Annotated in this window: 15 protein-coding genes and 1 other RNA gene; 8 read left to right on the forward strand and 8 right to left on the reverse strand. The window is 63.9% G+C overall.

What is annotated here, in order from left to right; genetic code table 11:
• Positions 1–5: 5 nt before the first annotated feature.
• Positions 6–1,223 carry an MFS transporter gene (locus ACEN98_RS06790; RefSeq protein WP_413382881.1) on the reverse strand — a complete coding sequence of 406 codons (1,218 nt, stop codon included), beginning with the start codon at positions 1,221–1,223 and terminating at the stop codon, positions 6–8.
• Between the two features lie 75 nt (positions 1,224–1,298).
• Here ACEN98_RS06790 and ACEN98_RS06795 point away from each other — a divergent pair, with 75 nt between their 5' ends.
• Positions 1,299–2,093 carry an AraC family transcriptional regulator gene (locus tag ACEN98_RS06795; protein WP_413382883.1) on the forward strand — a complete coding sequence of 265 codons (795 nt, stop codon included), beginning with the start codon at positions 1,299–1,301 and terminating at the stop codon, positions 2,091–2,093.
• Positions 2,094–2,277: 184 nt separating this feature from the next.
• Positions 2,278–2,994, forward strand: a complete 717-nt coding sequence (locus tag ACEN98_RS06800; protein WP_413382885.1) for an IS1595 family transposase — start codon at positions 2,278–2,280, stop codon at positions 2,992–2,994.
• 33 nt (positions 2,995–3,027) lie between these two features.
• Here the strand turns inward: ACEN98_RS06800 and ACEN98_RS06805 are convergent, their stop codons facing one another.
• The 3 genes from ACEN98_RS06805 to ACEN98_RS06815 all read right to left on the reverse strand — a co-directional run bounded on the left by ACEN98_RS06805 (position 3,028) and on the right by ACEN98_RS06815 (position 5,501).
• Positions 3,028–4,017, reverse strand: a complete 990-nt coding sequence (locus ACEN98_RS06805) for a hypothetical protein (RefSeq protein ID WP_413382887.1) — start codon at positions 4,015–4,017, stop codon at positions 3,028–3,030.
• A 61-nt stretch (positions 4,018–4,078) separates the two neighbouring features.
• Positions 4,079–4,528 (reverse strand): hypothetical protein, encoded by a 450-nt coding sequence (locus ACEN98_RS06810; RefSeq protein ID WP_413382889.1) that lies wholly within the window; start codon positions 4,526–4,528, stop codon positions 4,079–4,081.
• Positions 4,529–4,598: 70 nt separating this feature from the next.
• Entirely contained in the window at positions 4,599–5,501 is a 903-nt protein-coding gene (locus tag ACEN98_RS06815) for a LysR family transcriptional regulator (RefSeq protein WP_413382891.1), read from the reverse strand.
• A 147-nt stretch (positions 5,502–5,648) separates the two neighbouring features.
• On the opposite strand from ACEN98_RS06815, the gene ACEN98_RS06820 reads away from it, so the two are divergent.
• A complete protein-coding gene (locus tag ACEN98_RS06820; protein WP_413382893.1) occupies positions 5,649–7,040 on the forward strand; it encodes an amidohydrolase family protein in 1,392 nt (463 codons plus the stop codon).
• Between the two features lie 22 nt (positions 7,041–7,062).
• Here the strand turns inward: ACEN98_RS06820 and ACEN98_RS06825 are convergent, their stop codons facing one another.
• Positions 7,063–8,742 (reverse strand): serine hydrolase, encoded by a 1,680-nt coding sequence (locus ACEN98_RS06825; protein WP_413382895.1) that lies wholly within the window; start codon positions 8,740–8,742, stop codon positions 7,063–7,065.
• A gap of 192 nt (positions 8,743–8,934) precedes the next feature.
• On the opposite strand from ACEN98_RS06825, the gene ACEN98_RS06830 reads away from it, so the two are divergent.
• Positions 8,935–11,055 carry a TonB-dependent receptor plug domain-containing protein gene (locus tag ACEN98_RS06830; RefSeq protein ID WP_413382897.1) on the forward strand — a complete coding sequence of 707 codons (2,121 nt, stop codon included), beginning with the start codon at positions 8,935–8,937 and terminating at the stop codon, positions 11,053–11,055.
• A 4-nt stretch (positions 11,056–11,059) separates the two neighbouring features.
• Here ACEN98_RS06830 and ACEN98_RS06835 read toward each other — a convergent pair whose 3' ends face one another.
• The 3 genes from ACEN98_RS06835 to groES form a co-directional block, all read right to left on the reverse strand.
• Entirely contained in the window at positions 11,060–11,494 is a 435-nt protein-coding gene (locus tag ACEN98_RS06835) for a hypothetical protein (RefSeq protein ID WP_413382899.1), read from the reverse strand.
• Positions 11,495–11,641: 147 nt separating this feature from the next.
• Entirely contained in the window at positions 11,642–13,288 is a 1,647-nt protein-coding gene (gene groL / locus ACEN98_RS06840) for a chaperonin GroEL (RefSeq protein ID WP_413382901.1), read from the reverse strand.
• 38 nt (positions 13,289–13,326) lie between these two features.
• Positions 13,327–13,617 (reverse strand): co-chaperone GroES, encoded by a 291-nt coding sequence (gene groES / locus ACEN98_RS06845; RefSeq protein WP_413382903.1) that lies wholly within the window; start codon positions 13,615–13,617, stop codon positions 13,327–13,329.
• 364 nt (positions 13,618–13,981) lie between these two features.
• On the opposite strand from groES, the gene ACEN98_RS06850 reads away from it, so the two are divergent.
• From ACEN98_RS06850 to ACEN98_RS06865, 4 genes are all read left to right on the forward strand, one after another.
• Entirely contained in the window at positions 13,982–14,212 is a 231-nt protein-coding gene (locus tag ACEN98_RS06850) for a hypothetical protein (RefSeq protein ID WP_056130612.1), read from the forward strand.
• Positions 14,209–14,520: a cell division protein ZapA gene (locus ACEN98_RS06855; RefSeq protein WP_056130616.1), complete on the forward strand. Its 312-nt coding sequence runs from the start codon at positions 14,209–14,211 to the stop codon at positions 14,518–14,520. Before ACEN98_RS06850 ends, ACEN98_RS06855 begins: the two co-directional genes overlap by 4 nt.
• A gap of 44 nt (positions 14,521–14,564) precedes the next feature.
• Positions 14,565–14,745, forward strand: a non-coding RNA gene (gene ssrS, locus ACEN98_RS06860) — 6S RNA.
• A 70-nt stretch (positions 14,746–14,815) separates the two neighbouring features.
• Positions 14,816–15,280, forward strand: coding sequence for an EVE domain-containing protein (locus ACEN98_RS06865; protein ID WP_413382905.1), 465 nt, complete (start codon positions 14,816–14,818; stop codon positions 15,278–15,280).
• Positions 15,281–15,313 lie beyond the last annotated feature (33 nt).

A 15,313-nucleotide genomic window follows, 5' to 3' on the forward strand; every position in this document is an offset into this window, starting at 1 on the left:
ATGCGTCACCGGCGCGCTTCGATCTTCGGCAAAAACGCCGCCAGTATCCCCAGCAACGGCAGGAACGACGCGATCCGATACACCGTCTCGATCCCGGATACGTCGGCCAGGTGCCCCATGGCCGCGGCCCCGATGCCGCTGACGCCGAACATCAATCCAAAGAAGATCCCGGCGATCATGCCGACCTTGCCCGGCACGAGCTCCTGCGCGAACACGACGATCGCGGAGAACGCGGACGACATCACGAGCCCGATCACCACCGACAGCACGCCGGTCCAGAACAGGTCTGCATACGGCAGCGCCAGCGTGAACGGCGCGGCGCCGAGGATCGACACCCAGATCACGCGCTTGCGGCCGATGCGGTCGCCGATCGGGCCGCCCGCGAACGTGCCTGCCGCCACGGCCGCGAGGAACACGAACAGGTACAGTTGCGCGGTGCCGACGGGGACGTGGAATTTCTCGATCAGGTAGAACGTGTAATAGCTCGACAGGCTCGCCATGTAGACGTATTTCGAGAACACGAGCATGGCCAGCACGGCCAGCGCGCGGATGACGGTCGCGCGCGGCAGCGTCGAACCGGCATGCGCGCCGGCCTTGCGCGTGATCGTCTTGAGGTGGCTGCCGTACCAGCGCGCGACGCCCACGAGCACGATCACGGCGACGAGGATGAACAGCATGAACCACGCGATGCGGCCCTGGCCGCGGCCCACGATGATGGCGGCGGCCAGCAGCGGGCCGAATGCGGAGCCGAGGTTGCCGCCGACCTGGAACAGCGACTGCGCGAAGCCGAAGCGTCCGCCGGACGCGAGCCGCGCCACGCGCGAGGCTTCCGGGTGGAAGGTCGACGAGCCGACGCCGATCATGCCCGCGGCCAGCAGCAGCATCGGAAACGTGCCGGCGACGGCCAGCAGCGCGACGCCGGCCAGGGTCACGCACATCCCGGCCGGCAGCAGGAACGGGATCGGGCGCTTGTCGGTGGCCAGGCCGATCCACGGCTGCAGCAGCGACGCCGTGCACTGGAACGTCAGCGTGATCAGGCCGACTTGCGTGAAGCTGAGCGCGAACTGCTCTTTCAATAGCGGGTAGATCGACGGCAGCACGGCCTGCACGCAATCGTTCAGCAGGTGCACGAAGGCGACGGAAAACAGGATCTGGAGGACGGTCCCGGGCGCGGCGCTGGCCGGCCCGGACGCCGTGACGGAAGGCGAAGTGGGCGTGGTCATGGTGGTTTTTCCGATGAATGGCGGTCCAGTGTAATATCGGTAATTTAAGCGCATATTCCATTTATCATCGCCCAAGTGACAATCACGCCTTCTCCCCGCTACCGCCAGAAGTTCCGCAAGCTGCCGCGCAGCGTGACGGCCGTGCCGTCCGAAGTGCAGCACGGCGAACTGGTCGAAGCCCACAGCCATCCGTGGGTGCAGCTGCTGTACGCCAGCGAAGGCGTGATGCGGGTGCGCACGGCGCTGGGCGTGTGGATCATCCCGCCGCGCCGCGCACTCCTCATCGCGCCCGGCATCGTGCACGAGCTGACGATGCTCAGCCGGGTCAATATGCGGACGCTGTACATCGAGAAGGAGGCGGCCGGCGGCCTCGTCGACGGCTGCAAGGTGCTGGAAGTGAGTCCGCTGCTGCGCGAGCTGATCCTGGCGCTGTCGGCGGAGCCCGTCGACTATCCGCCCGGCGGGCGCGGCGAGGCGCTGGCGCGGCTGATTTTGTCGGAGCTGGAGGCCATGGAGACGGTACCGATCGCCGTCCCGTGGCCGCGCGACCGCCGGTTGCAGGCCCTGTGCGCGGACATCATGGCGCATCCCGCCAGCCAGCGCCGGCTCGACGACCACGCGCTCGACGCGGGCGCCAGCGCGCGCACGCTGATCCGGCTGTTCCCGCGCGAGACGGGCCTGCACTACCGCCAGTGGGTGCAGCAGGTGCACCTGGCGCACGCATTCGAAATGCTGGCGCGCGGCGAGAGCGTGGGCAGGATCGCGGAGGCACTCGGCTATGCGAGCCCGAGCGCGTTCACGAGCATGTTCCGCAAGCTGCTCGGCAAGACGCCGCAGCATTACCTGGCAGAGTGGCGGGCGCGGGTGTGAAGCGATGAGGGGGAGGCGCCGCCGACCGGGGGAGGAGTGGCGCCACCGTCCGCGCGAACGGGCGGTGACGCTGCACGGTCAGCGGCAGCGTCCACGATAGACGCGTTGACGGGGGCCGGTTTGAGTTCGGTCAACGATGACGACCTCGCGTCGCGTGCCGGTTCCACATCGAACGCGTTGGCGCGTGTCCCGGGATCTTCCGTTCGGCCGTGCTCGTTGGCTGCGCAAGAAGGAATGCTGGCTGCCGCATCTGCAATGCGTGCTCGACTCCAGAACCGTGCGCGACGCGGCGCGCATCGTCAACGTGCACCGGACGACCAGCTTCCGGTGGCGCCACCGGTTCGTGCCAGGCGCGATGCGCGACCGGCCGAACACGCTGTCGATCATCGTCGAAGCGGACGAGACGTACCGCCTCGAGTCGCAAAAGGGTTCGCGCAGCCTGACGCGCCCGGCGAGAAAGCGCGGCGGCGTGGCAACACGGCGCGGCATCGACGGGGAGCACGACTGCCTGCTCGTCGCACGCGATCGCAGCGGCCGAGCGCTGGATTTCCATACGGGGCGAGGCCCGGTGCCGGTGGCGCAATTGCACGAGTGCCTGAAGCCCGTGCTGCCTGGCGACACTCTGCTGATCAGCGACGGGGCCACGGCCTACGAGTGCTTTGCGGCCCAGACCGGCATCACGCACGAGGCCGTCAACGTGAAGGCCGGCGAACGGGCGCGCGGCGCCATCCATATCCAGAATGTGAACAGCTGGCACAGCCGTTTCAAGAACTGGCTGGTGCGGTTCCGTGGCGTGGCAAGCCGCTACCTGATCAATTACTCTGGATGGCAGCGCGTGCTGGACGACCGTCGCCTGACGACGCCGGCGCAGTTGCTGTGCGCTGCGGCCCAGTCCGGCTAAACGGCCGGGTTACCGAATTATCGCGAACACAGCCTATTTTTTGCGCTGGCGCCGCGCGGGGATCGATCGGCATCCATCCAGTGTCGGGTAGGTATCGACCCATCCGACCACCCACTGGACCAGCTGTATTTTCGAATAGTTGCACTGAAAGTTCGAAGTGGGCATGGCATCGAGCGGGTCATTGAATTCGTTGTACTCGAGGTTGAAGACCTTCCCTTCCGGTATCGGCACGAGATCGGGGGCGACCACGGTGTCGGGTGCGTTCTTCAGGCGCACGGGGTCGCTGGTGACGAAGCGGGCCCGGCTGGAATGCGTATCGCGCCGGGGCAGGTAAAACAGGTTCATGGGCTTGTGCAGCACGTCCGCAAAGCGCTCGGGCCGGTCGAAGCGCATCATGTCGGCCGGAACGCGCAGGTCGGCTGCGCTCGACTGGCACGCGGGGTCCATGTCGACAAAGATCCACGTAGAACTCTCGTCCTCGACCACGAGCATCGGCAGCGTCGGCTTCGACCTCTGCCTGCACCAGGGTTCGTGGAACCAGATGTCGATGGAATCCATGTCCCCGCGACGCTCAGGCCGAGCACGTTTTGCGTTGGCGGCGGCGTCGTAATCGATGAATGCCACGTTGGGGAAAAAGTCGTTGGGCTTCTCCGCACTTCTGTTTTCTTCCCATCGTCCTACTACGCGCCGGGTCGTGCCGCTGTATGCGGATAACACCGGTTTGAAGCCCGGTAAATCCTCTCTCAAGCGTCGATTCACCGCATCGTGGTGCACCACGATTGGTTGCCAGTCGGGTTTGGAGCCGCGTTCGACGACCACGTATTGCGCATGACAGGTTTCCTGGTCGCCGTCGAGGGAGCGGTAGCAGTCGAAGTAGCGTTGCAGGTCGGCGCCGTTCGAATAGCTGTGCAATGGCCCATTTGGGAGATAAAAATACTTCTCGTCCGTGTTGCGGGTCGGGATCGGGATGCATCCCTGCAGGAGTGCGGCAAGGCAGAGAATGAATGCCAGTCGGATTTTCATGCCGTTTTTGCAATAAAAATGCAAATCCTAGCCGAAGTAGTCCACTCAGTCCATTGTTCTGTCAGCGCGACTGCAGTTCGACGTTGCGGATATTGCGCCGCCATTCGGCCAGCGATTGCACGGAATCATTGTCCAGGTCTTCAACGAGGATGTCGTCGCCCTCGTACGACACGAGGAAGCTGGCGCGGCGGTGCACGTTCTGCTTGCGGTCTTCCACGAAGCTCAGCTGATAGTACTTTTTTCCTTCGATGACGCGCGGGGTCGGATCGTCCTCGATGACGGCCCCGTGCGCCGCGCCGTGCGCGCGCCGTTCGATCTGCTCCGACCACGTCTTGAGTTCCGGCAGCGCCATCAGCACGGCGATCGCCTGGTCGCGCGTGCGCGTGGGCGCGGCCGGCGCCTGGACGGCGGCCGGCTTCGGCGGCGGCGCCGGTTTTTCGCCCTTGCAGGCGGCCAGCGCGGCCAGGGCGAAGAGGGCGGCGCTCAGCAGGCGGAACGAACGTGCGGACATGGCGGTTATCGAAAGGTAAAGAACCAGTCTAAACCAACTGGTGTTGCCCGGCAACTTGGAACGCCTGGCTTCACTTCAGCCCGGCGTTGCTGAACAGCTCGGTCGTCCAGTCCGTGAACGCTCGCATCGCCGGAGAGAGAAAGCGGTGATGGGGATAGAGAAGTGATACCGGGACGGGCGCTGGCCGCCTGTCGGCCAGCACCTCGACCAATTCTCCTGCTTGCAAATGGTCCGTCACCAGAATCTCGGCCAGCTGCATCAAGCCGAGGCCGTCGAGGCACAGCTTGATGTACAGGCCGGTCTCGTTGACCGCTACCGTGCCGGGGACCGGAACAGCGATGCCGACCCCGTCCTCAACGAAATGCAGCGCGCTCCCCCGTCGCGTCGTGCTGGAAAAGTAGTGGACCGCCTGGTGTCGCTGCAAATCCTCCAGATCCACGGGAATACCCTTTTCATCCAGGTAGGATGGCGCCGCGCAGGTGATCCAAGGCAGCTCGCCCAAGCGATGGGCGACCAGCGTCGAGTCACTGAGGCTGCCGGTACGGATGACGCAATCGACGCCCTCCTGGATCAAGTCCACCTGGCGATCATTTACGCCGATCATCAGGTAGATATCCGGATACCGCCGCTGGAATTGTTCCAGCTGCGGCAGGATCAGGGCATGTGCAATACCGCCCGGCATATCCACGCGCAGTCGTCCTTGCGGACGCTCGGCAGGACCGTGCAGACTGGATTCCGTGTCGTCGATCAGGTCGAGTATTTCGCGGCAGCGGTAAAAGTACCGCTCACCTTCCGGTGTCAGGCTGAGGTTTCTCGTGGAACGGTTCAGCAGGCGTGTCTGCAAATGTTTTTCGAGCCTCTTGATGATGCTGGTGACCGATGATGCCGGTAAGCCGAGGGTCTCCGCCGCGCGCACAAAACTCCTGCTTTCGACCACGCGCAGGAATACCTGCATTGCTTGTACACGATCCATGTTTCGGCGAGGCCCTCGTTTTGAAAAGCGGACTATACCTCAGAATTATTCGACTTTTTTGCACGCTGAAAACGCTCGTGCCTACTTTTTCCGCATGCGTGTTCTCTCTAGACTAAGGAATCGTCACCACAGAAGGAAGACATCGACATGCCCGATCAACACCGTCAAATACTGGCTCCCTTGCCAGCCGCCTCCTCCCGAATCCTGGTTCGCGGTGCGACTGTCATCAGCATGGACAGCGAGGTCGGTAATCTGCCCCAGGGAGACATCCTCATCGTCGACGGTGCCGTTGCCGCCGTCGGCTTGCACCTCGAAGCAGAAGGCGCCGAGGTGATCGATGCGGCCAACATGATCGCTATCCCGGGCATGGTGGACACCCACCGCCATTCGTGGGAAGGGCAGCTGCGTCGGATAAACTCGAATGCGGCATCGCTCGAGGACTATTGCAACGCTACGCATTTCTCCTTCGCCAAATATTACCGGCCACGTGACATTTATGTCGGCAACATGATCACAGCACTGAGCTGTATCGATGCGGGTATCACGACCGTCATCGACAACTCGCACAATAGTCGCACTGCGGCGCACTCCGACGCAGCGGTCGAAGCGCTGCTCGATACGGGCATTCGCGCAGTCCACGCGGCAGGCGCGCCCGTCTCGGGTACATGGGACACGGCGCACTGGCAAGGAAACCTCGCCCGCCTGCAAGACAAGTATTTCAAGAACCATCCGGATGGGCTGGTAACGCTGGCGATGATGGCGCAGCTCGAACCGGATCAATGGGCGGTCGCACGCGAACTGGGCATTCCGATCGTCACGGAGTTTTTTGGGGGCGGCATGGCAGCCGAGCTCGACGATTTGCATCGGAAAAACCTGCTCGGTCCGGACAATATCTTCAATCACTGCACTTGCCTGCCTGACGCCGGCTGGAAAATCCTGCGGGAGGCAGGCGTGCGCGTGAATGTATGCCCACGTTCCGATGCCCACTATGGCATCGAGGACGGCATGTATGCATGGCAGGCGGCGTTACATCATGGTATTCGGCCGGGCTTAAGCGTCGATAACGAAACGTCGTACAGCGGCGATATGTTCATGGAAATGCGCGTGGCCTTTTACTTGCAGCGGGTGATTGGCGCAAGCCGGCGTCTCGGTGGTCACCACCATGCGGAGGCGCCAACCAACGCCTTTCGATTGCTGGAGGCAGCCACGATCGACGGCGCCGCATGTGCTGGCCTGGGGCACCGTATCGGCAGCTTGACGCCCGGCAAGCAAGCAGACGTCGTACTGATTCGTGCCGATGATCTCAACTTGTATCCAGTCAATAATGCCATTGGTACTGTCGTACATGCTGCTGAACGCAGCAATATCGATACTGTCATCATTGGCGGACGCATCCGCAAGCGTGGTGGCGTTGTGCTTGGCGTTGATCGAGAAAAATTACGGTCGGTGATCGACGAATCGTGCACGCATCTGTTCAATGCCGCGGGTTATCAACCAGATCCGTTCGCCGAATCGTTCGCGCCGATTCACCTTGCGTAAGCGGAGCGTTCATATCTCCCGGTCAACGTGACCCGGTCAACGCGACCCGTCTGAACTGAACGTTGCGTGCTCTCTCCGTACTGATCGTGAACCCGGTGCAGCCATCGGCGCTGCACTGGTACTTGATCGTGCCAAAGCCCGTGGCATAGTCGCGTTCGCCGTTGAAACCGAGCGTGACCGTGCCGCCCGGGTAGGTCAGCACGAGGTCGCCGTCCCTGCCTGCGATCGAATACAGGACGTGCAGCTCGTCGCTGTAGAAATCGCCTTCGAGCCGCTGCAACTCCGCTGCGGAAGGCAGGGGACGCGCGGTACGCATGGCGGGAACATCCTGCTGGCCCCAGTGCAGGACGCCGCCCGCGACGATGCCATCCTTGCCGGGCGGATCGAAGCTGAAGCGGGCATCGGTCGCCCTGGCAAAGAAATCGCGCTCGCCATAGGCAAACACGGGCATTTTCGGGAAGCCCATGCCGAGCGCCATCAGCCGCCCGTTCTCCTTGGTGAAGGTGATCCCGGATTGCGGCGACGTCGCGTAAAAGCCGACCAGCGCATCCAGCCGCGCTGGGTCGAGCTGGACTTCCTTCAACGTCTTCGCGGGCGCCACGGGCGCGGCCGGCGCCGCGCCGGGTACGCGGTCGAGGGCCATGTCGGCGATCCTGCGCACGGTCTGGTACGTATCGATGTCGGCCGTGTTGGCGAGCACCACGACCGACAGACGCTGGTCGGGAAAACGCCAAAGCTGGGTGCTGTAGCCGCCGATCGTGCCGCCATGCTCGACGAGCCGCAAGGCGCGGTAGTTGTGGACAAACAGGCCGGAGGCGTACCCGATCGGCTTGCCGTCATTGAGCACGCCGGTGACCTGCATCTGCCTGACCACGTCCATTCCGCCGACGCGTCCGTCGTAGAAATTGCGATCCCATAGGGCCAGGTCGCCCAGCGTCGTCAGCACGCCGCCGTCGCCGACCGGCGAGATGTTGACCGGCGCGAACTGGTAGCCCCCGGTGTCGCCGGGCACGTACGACAGGACACGGCCGGGCACGAGGGTACGGTAGTCCTGCTGGAACAACGTGTGCGTCATGCCGAGCGGGACGAAGATGCGTTCGCGTGCAAATTCGGCAAACGGTTTGCCGGCCACGTGCTCCACGATCCGCGCGAGCAGCACGTAGCCGGTGTTCGAGTAATCCCATTCCTGGCCGGGTTCGAAGTTGAGTGTGCGCTGGCGCCTGATCAACGCCAGCGCCTTGTCCTCGGCGATCACGTCGCCCGGGCGCAGGCCCGCCATGGCCATCAAGTCGAAGTAATCGCGCAATCCGCTCGTGTGGTGCAACAGGTGGCGAATGGTGATCTTCTTGCCGAAGTCCGGCACGTCGGGCAGGTACCTATGAACGTCGTCGTCGAGCGACAGCTTGCCGTCGTGTGCCAGCAGGTGGATGGCAAGCGCGGTGAACTGCTTGGACATCGAGCCGATGAAGAAGGCGGCGGACGGCGACATCGGCACGCCGCGTTCGATGTCGGCCATCCCGTAACGCTTCGTCAGTACCACCTTGCCGTCGCGGATCACCCCGACCACGGCGCCGGGCACGGCCGGCCGGTTCCACTGGGCGAACAGCGCGTCGATCTGCCGTTCCGGCGACGTGGCGGGGCCGGCGATGCCGGTCAGCGGCAGCGCGGCCAGCAAGGCCGCAAGCAGTGCAAATCGTTTCACGTGTCGTTCCTCCGTGCCAATGTGGTAAGGGAAGTATGGCAGATGCTGAACAAAAACGGACGAGAGTGGCAATAATTTTTTCTTATTGTCGGAATTAATGATTGCTACCAATTGGAAGTAAACATTGCGCATTATTGGAATTTAATGCTACAGTCCGGCTGTCATATTGAACAATCAACCAGCCGGGGTCCCATGTCGCCACGCCGCACCATCCTTGCCTCCCTGATCGTGTCGGCCTCCGCCCTGGCGCAGGACACCCCGCCCGCGCAAGTCGACGTGCGCGGCAAAGCGACCGACTACGACCCACGCCGCGACGACACCGCGGCCCGCATCGTCGTCCGCCACGAGGACCTCGTGAAATACGGCGACACGAACCTGCTCGACGTCCTCAAGCGGATACCGGGTGTGACGGTGAACGGTGCCGCCGGGCGCGGCGGCGAGGTGCGGCTGCAGGGACTGGGCAACGGCTATACGCAGGTGCTCGTCGACGGCGAACGTGTGCCGCCCGGCGTCGCGTTCGACACGCTGGCGCCCGATGCCGTCGAGCGCATCGAGGTGCGGCGCGCGGCCAGTGCGGACCTGCCGACCCAGGCCATCGCGGGCACCATCAACATCGTGCTGAAGAAGGTCGTCCGGACCCGGGAGCGCGAGTTCAAGGCCGGTATCGAAGCGGGCCGCGACACGCGCAGCCCGAATGCGAGCCTGCGCGTGGCGGACAAGCGCGACCGGTTCTCGTATTCGCTCGCGCTGGAGGCGATGCGCAACGACTTCGATGGCGACGTGCCCGCACGCGAGGAAGGATTCGACGCGGCCGGCCGCCCGACCTTGCTGCGCACGACGGCCAGCCGGGAACAAGGTCACCTGGCGACGCTGAGCCTCGTGCCCCGGCTCGCGTGGACATTGGACGGCGGCGACACGCTCGCGCTGGAGGGACTCGCGACATTGAACCGCTTCCGCGTCGGCGTCCGTTCTCCGGTGACGACATGGCTGGGCGAGGCGGCGCCGTATCCGCGCCAGGACATCCGCATGAGCAACGACATGGGCTCGGTGCGCGCGGCGCTCGAGTGGGTGCACCGCTTCGAAGGCGGGGGCCAGCTGGAGACGAAGTTCAATGCCTCCGGCGGCCACACGGACAATGGCAGCGACCGCGATGCGGGCGGCAATCCGGCCGTCGGATCACTCCGCCGCGACATCGACTCGACGGGCCATGACCGCGACGTCGGCACGACCGGCAAGGCGACCTTGCCGCTGTGGGAAGGCCACGCGCTGGCCGTCGGCTGGGACGCAGGCCGCGCGCACCGCGAGGACGCCCGCCGCGAACGCGATCCGACGCAACCATCGCTCGTCATCCCGCACGGCGACGAGCGCTACACGGGCACCGTCACACGTTTGGCCTTGTACGCACAGGACGAGTGGCAGGTAACGCCCGCCTGGTCGGCCTATCTCGGCACGCGCTGGGAGGGCGTGCGCATCCGTGCCGACGGCGCCGGCTTCGGCAGCGCGCGGTCGTGGTCGAGCGTGTTCAGTCCCATCGTCCAGACGCTGTATCAATTGCCGGGGAAGCGCAACGACCGTGTGCGCCTCGCTGTCGCGCGCACGTACAAGGCGCCCGGCATGGAGGCGCTGCTGCCGCACCGCTACACAACCGTGAACAACAGCCAGGTCGAGCCGGACGTGCGGGGCAACCCGAACCTGAAGCCGGAACTGGCGCTCGCCATCGATGCGGCCTATGAACGCGAATGGGCACCGGGCGCGCTGTTCTCGGTGAGCGCATCGCAGCGCCGCATCGACGACACCACGCGCAACCTGGTCCGCTTCGATGCGGCCGCAGGCCGTTGGGTGTCGCAGCCGGAAAACGTGGGCAGCGCGACGACGCGCACGCTCCAACTCGAAACGCATTTCCCGGTGCGGACGCTGGAACTGCGCGGCGACGTCGCGCGCAACTGGTCGCACGTGGATGGCGTGCGCGGCCCGGACAACCGGCTCAACCAGCAGGTGCCGCTGTCCGCCAACCTTGGCGCCGACTGGCGGCGCAACCGGTTCTCGGCCGGTGTCAACTTCGCGTTTCGCCAGGGCGGCACGGTGCGCGTTTCCACGAACCAGATGGTGTACCTGCACGCGCAGCGTGACCTCGACATCTACGCGGCCTGGAAACTGGGCGCGGGATCGACACTGCGCGTGACGGCCGTGAACGTGCTCGGCTCGGACTTCGTCAACGACAGCAGCTACGCGACGCTGGACGGCGTGCTGCGCAACCGTATCGTCAACGTACGCCGCCCCAGTGTGCGCGCGGCGTTCGAGGCCCGGTTCTGAGCCGTCAGCCTGCGACCCGCAGCCCGTGCTCGTCGCACCAGCGGCGCAGCGCGGTCTGCGTTTCCTCGGTGCGGAAGCGCTGCCACGACTCGGTGGCGCCGCGCTCGTCGAGCAGGCGCTCGAAGCCGTCGGTGTCTTCGGCGCGGACGAGGTCGCGGATCGCCGCCTGGTCGCCCGCGAGGTGCGTGGCGGCGAAGCGGAACACGAGCTGGTCGCCGATGCCGAGCGTGCTCGCGGGCGGCACGGCCACGTAGTCGCTATCTTCCGTGCTCCTGCCGGCGCCCGCGTCGGCCGGCATTGGCGCTTCCTCGTCCATGTAGTCGTCGTTGAGCAAATGGATCATGCCCGTCGCGCGCGCGACGAGGGCCGTGGCGCGGCCTTCGCCATCGTCGACGACGAGGGCCGCGTGTTCGAGTTCGTCCAGGTTCACTGCCGCCATGGTGCCTCCGCTTTGCAAGTCGATGCCGCCAGTATGCAGCGGCTGCGGTTCAAGGCTCGCACGGTTAGTCCGGACAAAAGAAAAAGCCCGCAGGGCGCGAACCCTGCGGGCTTCCGGTGCGACGTAGTACGGCGCGGGGACCGGTTATTACATCATGCCGTCCATGCCCATGCCGCCCATGCCGCCCATGCCACCCATGCCGCCAGCGGCCGGCTTGTCTTCGACGACTTCCGAGACCATGCAGTCGGTGGTCAGCATCAGGCCGGCGATCGACGCTGCGTTCTGCAGGGCCGAGCGGGTGACCTTGGCCGGATCCAGCACGCCCATTTCGACCATGTCGCCATAGGTGCCGTTCGAGGCGTTGTAGCCGTAGTTGCCCTGGCCGTTGATGACGGCGGCGACGACGACCGACGGCTCTTCACCGGCGTTCTGGACGATCATGCGCAGCGGCTCTTCCATTGCGCGCAGGACGATCTTGATGCCGGCTTCCTGGTCCGGGTTGTCGCCCTTGACCTGCAGTGCGGCGCGGGCGCGCAGCAGGGCCACGCCACCGCCCGGGACGATGCCTTCTTCGACGGCAGCGCGGGTGGCGTGCAGCGCGTCTTCCACGCGTGCTTTCTTCTCTTTCATTTCGACTTCGGTCGCGGCACCGACGCGGATCACGGCAACACCGCCGGCCAGCTTGGCCACGCGCTCCTGCAGCTTCTCACGGTCGTAGTCCGAGGTCGCTTCTTCGATCTGGATGCGGATCTGCTTGACGCGCGCTTCGATCGCTTCGGCGGCACCGGCGCCATCGATGATGATGGTGTTTTCCTTGCCGACTTCGATACGCTTGGCCTGGCCCAGTTCGTTCAGCGTGACCTTTTCCAGGGTCAGGCCGACTTCTTCCGCGATCACCTGGCCGCCGGTCAGGATGGCGATGTCTTCCAGCATGGCCTTGCGACGGTCGCCGAAGCCCGGGGCTTTCACTGCAACGGTCTTCAGGATGCCGCGGATGTTGTTGACGACCAGGGTCGCCAGCGCTTCGCCTTCGATGTCTTCGGCGACGATGACCAGCGGACGGCCAGCCTTGGCGACTTGCTCCAGCACCGGCAGCAGGTCACGGATGTTCGAGATCTTCTTGTCGCACAGCAGGACGAACGGATTCTCGTGAACGGCAACCTGCTTGTCCGGGTTGTTGATGAAGTACGGCGACAGGTAGCCGCGGTCGAACTGCATGCCTTCCACGATGTCCAGCTCGTCGTTCAGCGACTTGCCGTCTTCGACGGTGATGACGCCTTCCTTGCCGACTTTTTCCATCGCCTCGGCGATGCGCTCGCCGACGGACGAATCCGAGTTGGCCGAGATGGTACCGACTTGCGCGATCTCTTTCGAGGTCGTGGTCGGCTTGGCGATCTTCTTCAGTTCTTCGACGGTGGCGGCGACGGCCTTGTCGATGCCGCGCTTCAGGTCCATCGGGTTCATGCCGGCGGCAACGAACTTCATGCCTTCGCGGACGATGGCTTGCGCCAGCACGGTCGCGGTGGTGGTGCCGTCACCGGCGTTGTCGCTGGTCTTCGATGCGACTTCCTTCACCATCTGCGCGCCCATGTTCATGAGCTTGTCTTTCAGTTCGATCTCTTTGGCGACCGAGACACCGTCCTTGGTGACGGTCGGGGCGCCGAACGAACGTTCCAGCACGACGTTGCGGCCTTTCGGGCCCAGGGTGACCTTGACTGCGTTGGCCAGGATATTGACACCCTCGACCATCTTGGCGCGTGCTACGTCGCCGAACACTACATCTTTAGCTGCCATATTTGATTCTCCGATTTTTCAGGAAGTTATTGGACGAATTACTGGGCCACGACGGCCATGATGTCTTCTTCGCGCATGACCAGCAGCTCTTCGCCGTTGACCTTGACGGCCTGGCCCGAGTACTTGCCGAACAGGACGCGGTCGCCGACTTTCACTTCCAGCGCACGGACGTTGCCGTTCTCCTGCACTTTGCCGTTGCCAACGGCCAGCACTTCACCTTGGTCCGGCTTCTCGGCCGCCGCATCGGGGATGATCAGGCCGGATGCAGTCTTGGTTTCCTGGTCGAGACGCTTCACGATCACGCGATCGTGCAATGGGCGAAGGTTCATGCAAAACTCCTTTTAGTTGGTTTGACGAGCTATCCAGGGACCGCAGCCAGCCATCCTCGGGATCGACTCACTGCGGCGTAGAAAGGTTTGTTAGCACTCTCTACTAACGAGTGCTAATTATAGGGACGATAATTTGGCATTTCAAGCCACAGCGTTCGGGTTTTAACGGAATTTTTTGCGGTTTCGCAACCGATTCGGACGGGCCGGGACAATACGGAAGGCGCGCCGCCGGATGCGCGACCGGGCGGCGGTTGATGAATGCATAAGCACATGAGGGTAACATCGAACGTCCGCGACAGGGCGCACGATCGCACGGGAGCGCGCGCCTGTTGACGAAAAATTCAAGACGATCCTATAGTTACGGATGATTTCCGAATTCCAAGACCTCTCCGATAAGATCGACCGGCTCGCCCAGTTGACCCAGGCGCTGCGCAGCGAGAACTATTTGCTGCGCCAGGCGAACGCCTTGCTCAGCGCGGAAAACGTCGACTTCAAGAACCGGCTGATCGCGGCCCAGCAGCGCGTCGAAGCCCTGCTGGCGCACCTCGAACCCGCGCCCGAAACGACGACCGACGACGCCGAGGCCCCGCAATGATCCAACTGGACGTAACCATCATGGGCTTGCCGTATCGCCTGGCGTGCCGCGACGGCGAAGAGAAGACGCTGCGCGAAGCCGTGGCCTATCTCGACGGCAAAATGTGTGCATTGCGCGACTCGGGCAAGGTCAAGGGCACGGACCGCATCGCCGTGATGGCGGCGCTGTCGGTGGCCGCCGAATTCCTGTCCGTGAAAGCGCCGCAGGGACCCTTGGCGGACCTGACGATCCTGGAAGTCAAGCAGAAACTCGAGGCGATGCACACGGTGTTGGATGCCGCACTCTCGGCCGACCAAAACCTGGCCTGAGCCTAAAAACGTTTGACATGCCCGGCCATCGTAGTAAACTGCCGTCTACCCTGCGGTGTTCGAGATTTGCCATATATTCCTTGAACCATTCTTTCGCATAGGTTGTGGAACATGTTTGGTGGGCGCGATCGTCGCTAGTTCGACGAACCCGAAATTGAACTGACTACGACCACCTTGAGCCATCAGGTTCGGGATGCCGGCAAAAACGGCACAGGCGGGGATATATTCCGAAGCGGTTGCGTACGATAAGTTCGCAGCCGCTTTTTCATTTGTGCTGACGAATGGAGACCCGCGCATGCGCTACTGGTTGATGAAATCCGAACCCGATGAAGTGAGTTTCGCCGACGTCCTCAAGGCGCCCGGCAAGACGGTCGCCTGGTTCGGCGTGCGCAACTACCAGGCCCGCAATTTCATGCGCGACCAGATGGAGGTCGGCGACGGCGTCCTGTTCTATCACTCCAGTTGCGCGGTGCCGGGCGTGGCGGGCATCGCGAAGGTGGCCAGCGGCGCGTATCCCGATGCGTCGCAGTTCGACCCTTCCAGCCATTATTTCGATCCAAAGGCGACGCGCGAGCAGCCGCGCTGGATCTCCGTCGACGTGACGGCGGTGACGGAAGGGCGTTATCTGCCGCTGACCGAGATGCGCGGGGTGGCGGCGCTGGAAGACATGGTGCTGCTGCAGAAGGGCAGCAGGTTGTCCATTTCACCGGTCACGAAAGGGCAGTGGGACAAGGTGCTGGAGATGATGGGCGTTGCGTGACGCTTGGTGGGCTCGGGGAGCCCACCCTACGAT

The sequence above is a fragment of the Massilia sp. CT11-137 genome (assembly GCF_047302885.1).
Lineage (GTDB): Bacteria > Pseudomonadota > Gammaproteobacteria > Burkholderiales > Burkholderiaceae_D > Telluria > Telluria orientalis.

What these genes read in the sequence shown, in the direction of transcription:
- ACEN98_RS06815 (WP_413382891.1), bottom strand. Translation starts at nt 5,501, where the DNA reads ATGGATCGTGTACAAGCAATGCAGGTATTCCTGCGCGTGGTCGAAAGC.
- ACEN98_RS06820 (WP_413382893.1), top strand. Translation starts at nt 5,649, where the DNA reads ATGCCCGATCAACACCGTCAAATACTGGCTCCCTTGCCAGCCGCCTCC.
- ACEN98_RS06835 (WP_413382899.1), bottom strand. Translation starts at nt 11,494, where the DNA reads ATGGCGGCAGTGAACCTGGACGAACTCGAACACGCGGCCCTCGTCGTC.
- ACEN98_RS06805 (WP_413382887.1), bottom strand. Translation starts at nt 4,017, where the DNA reads ATGAAAATCCGACTGGCATTCATTCTCTGCCTTGCCGCACTCCTGCAG.
- ACEN98_RS06790 (WP_413382881.1), bottom strand. Translation starts at nt 1,223, where the DNA reads ATGACCACGCCCACTTCGCCTTCCGTCACGGCGTCCGGGCCGGCCAGC.
- ACEN98_RS06850 (WP_056130612.1), top strand. Translation starts at nt 13,982, where the DNA reads ATGATTTCCGAATTCCAAGACCTCTCCGATAAGATCGACCGGCTCGCC.
- ACEN98_RS06855 (WP_056130616.1), top strand. Translation starts at nt 14,209, where the DNA reads ATGATCCAACTGGACGTAACCATCATGGGCTTGCCGTATCGCCTGGCG.
- ACEN98_RS06865 (WP_413382905.1), top strand. Translation starts at nt 14,816, where the DNA reads ATGCGCTACTGGTTGATGAAATCCGAACCCGATGAAGTGAGTTTCGCC.
- groES (WP_413382903.1), bottom strand. Translation starts at nt 13,617, where the DNA reads ATGAACCTTCGCCCATTGCACGATCGCGTGATCGTGAAGCGTCTCGAC.
- groL (WP_413382901.1), bottom strand. Translation starts at nt 13,288, where the DNA reads ATGGCAGCTAAAGATGTAGTGTTCGGCGACGTAGCACGCGCCAAGATG.
- ACEN98_RS06810 (WP_413382889.1), bottom strand. Translation starts at nt 4,528, where the DNA reads ATGTCCGCACGTTCGTTCCGCCTGCTGAGCGCCGCCCTCTTCGCCCTG.
- ACEN98_RS06830 (WP_413382897.1), top strand. Translation starts at nt 8,935, where the DNA reads ATGTCGCCACGCCGCACCATCCTTGCCTCCCTGATCGTGTCGGCCTCC.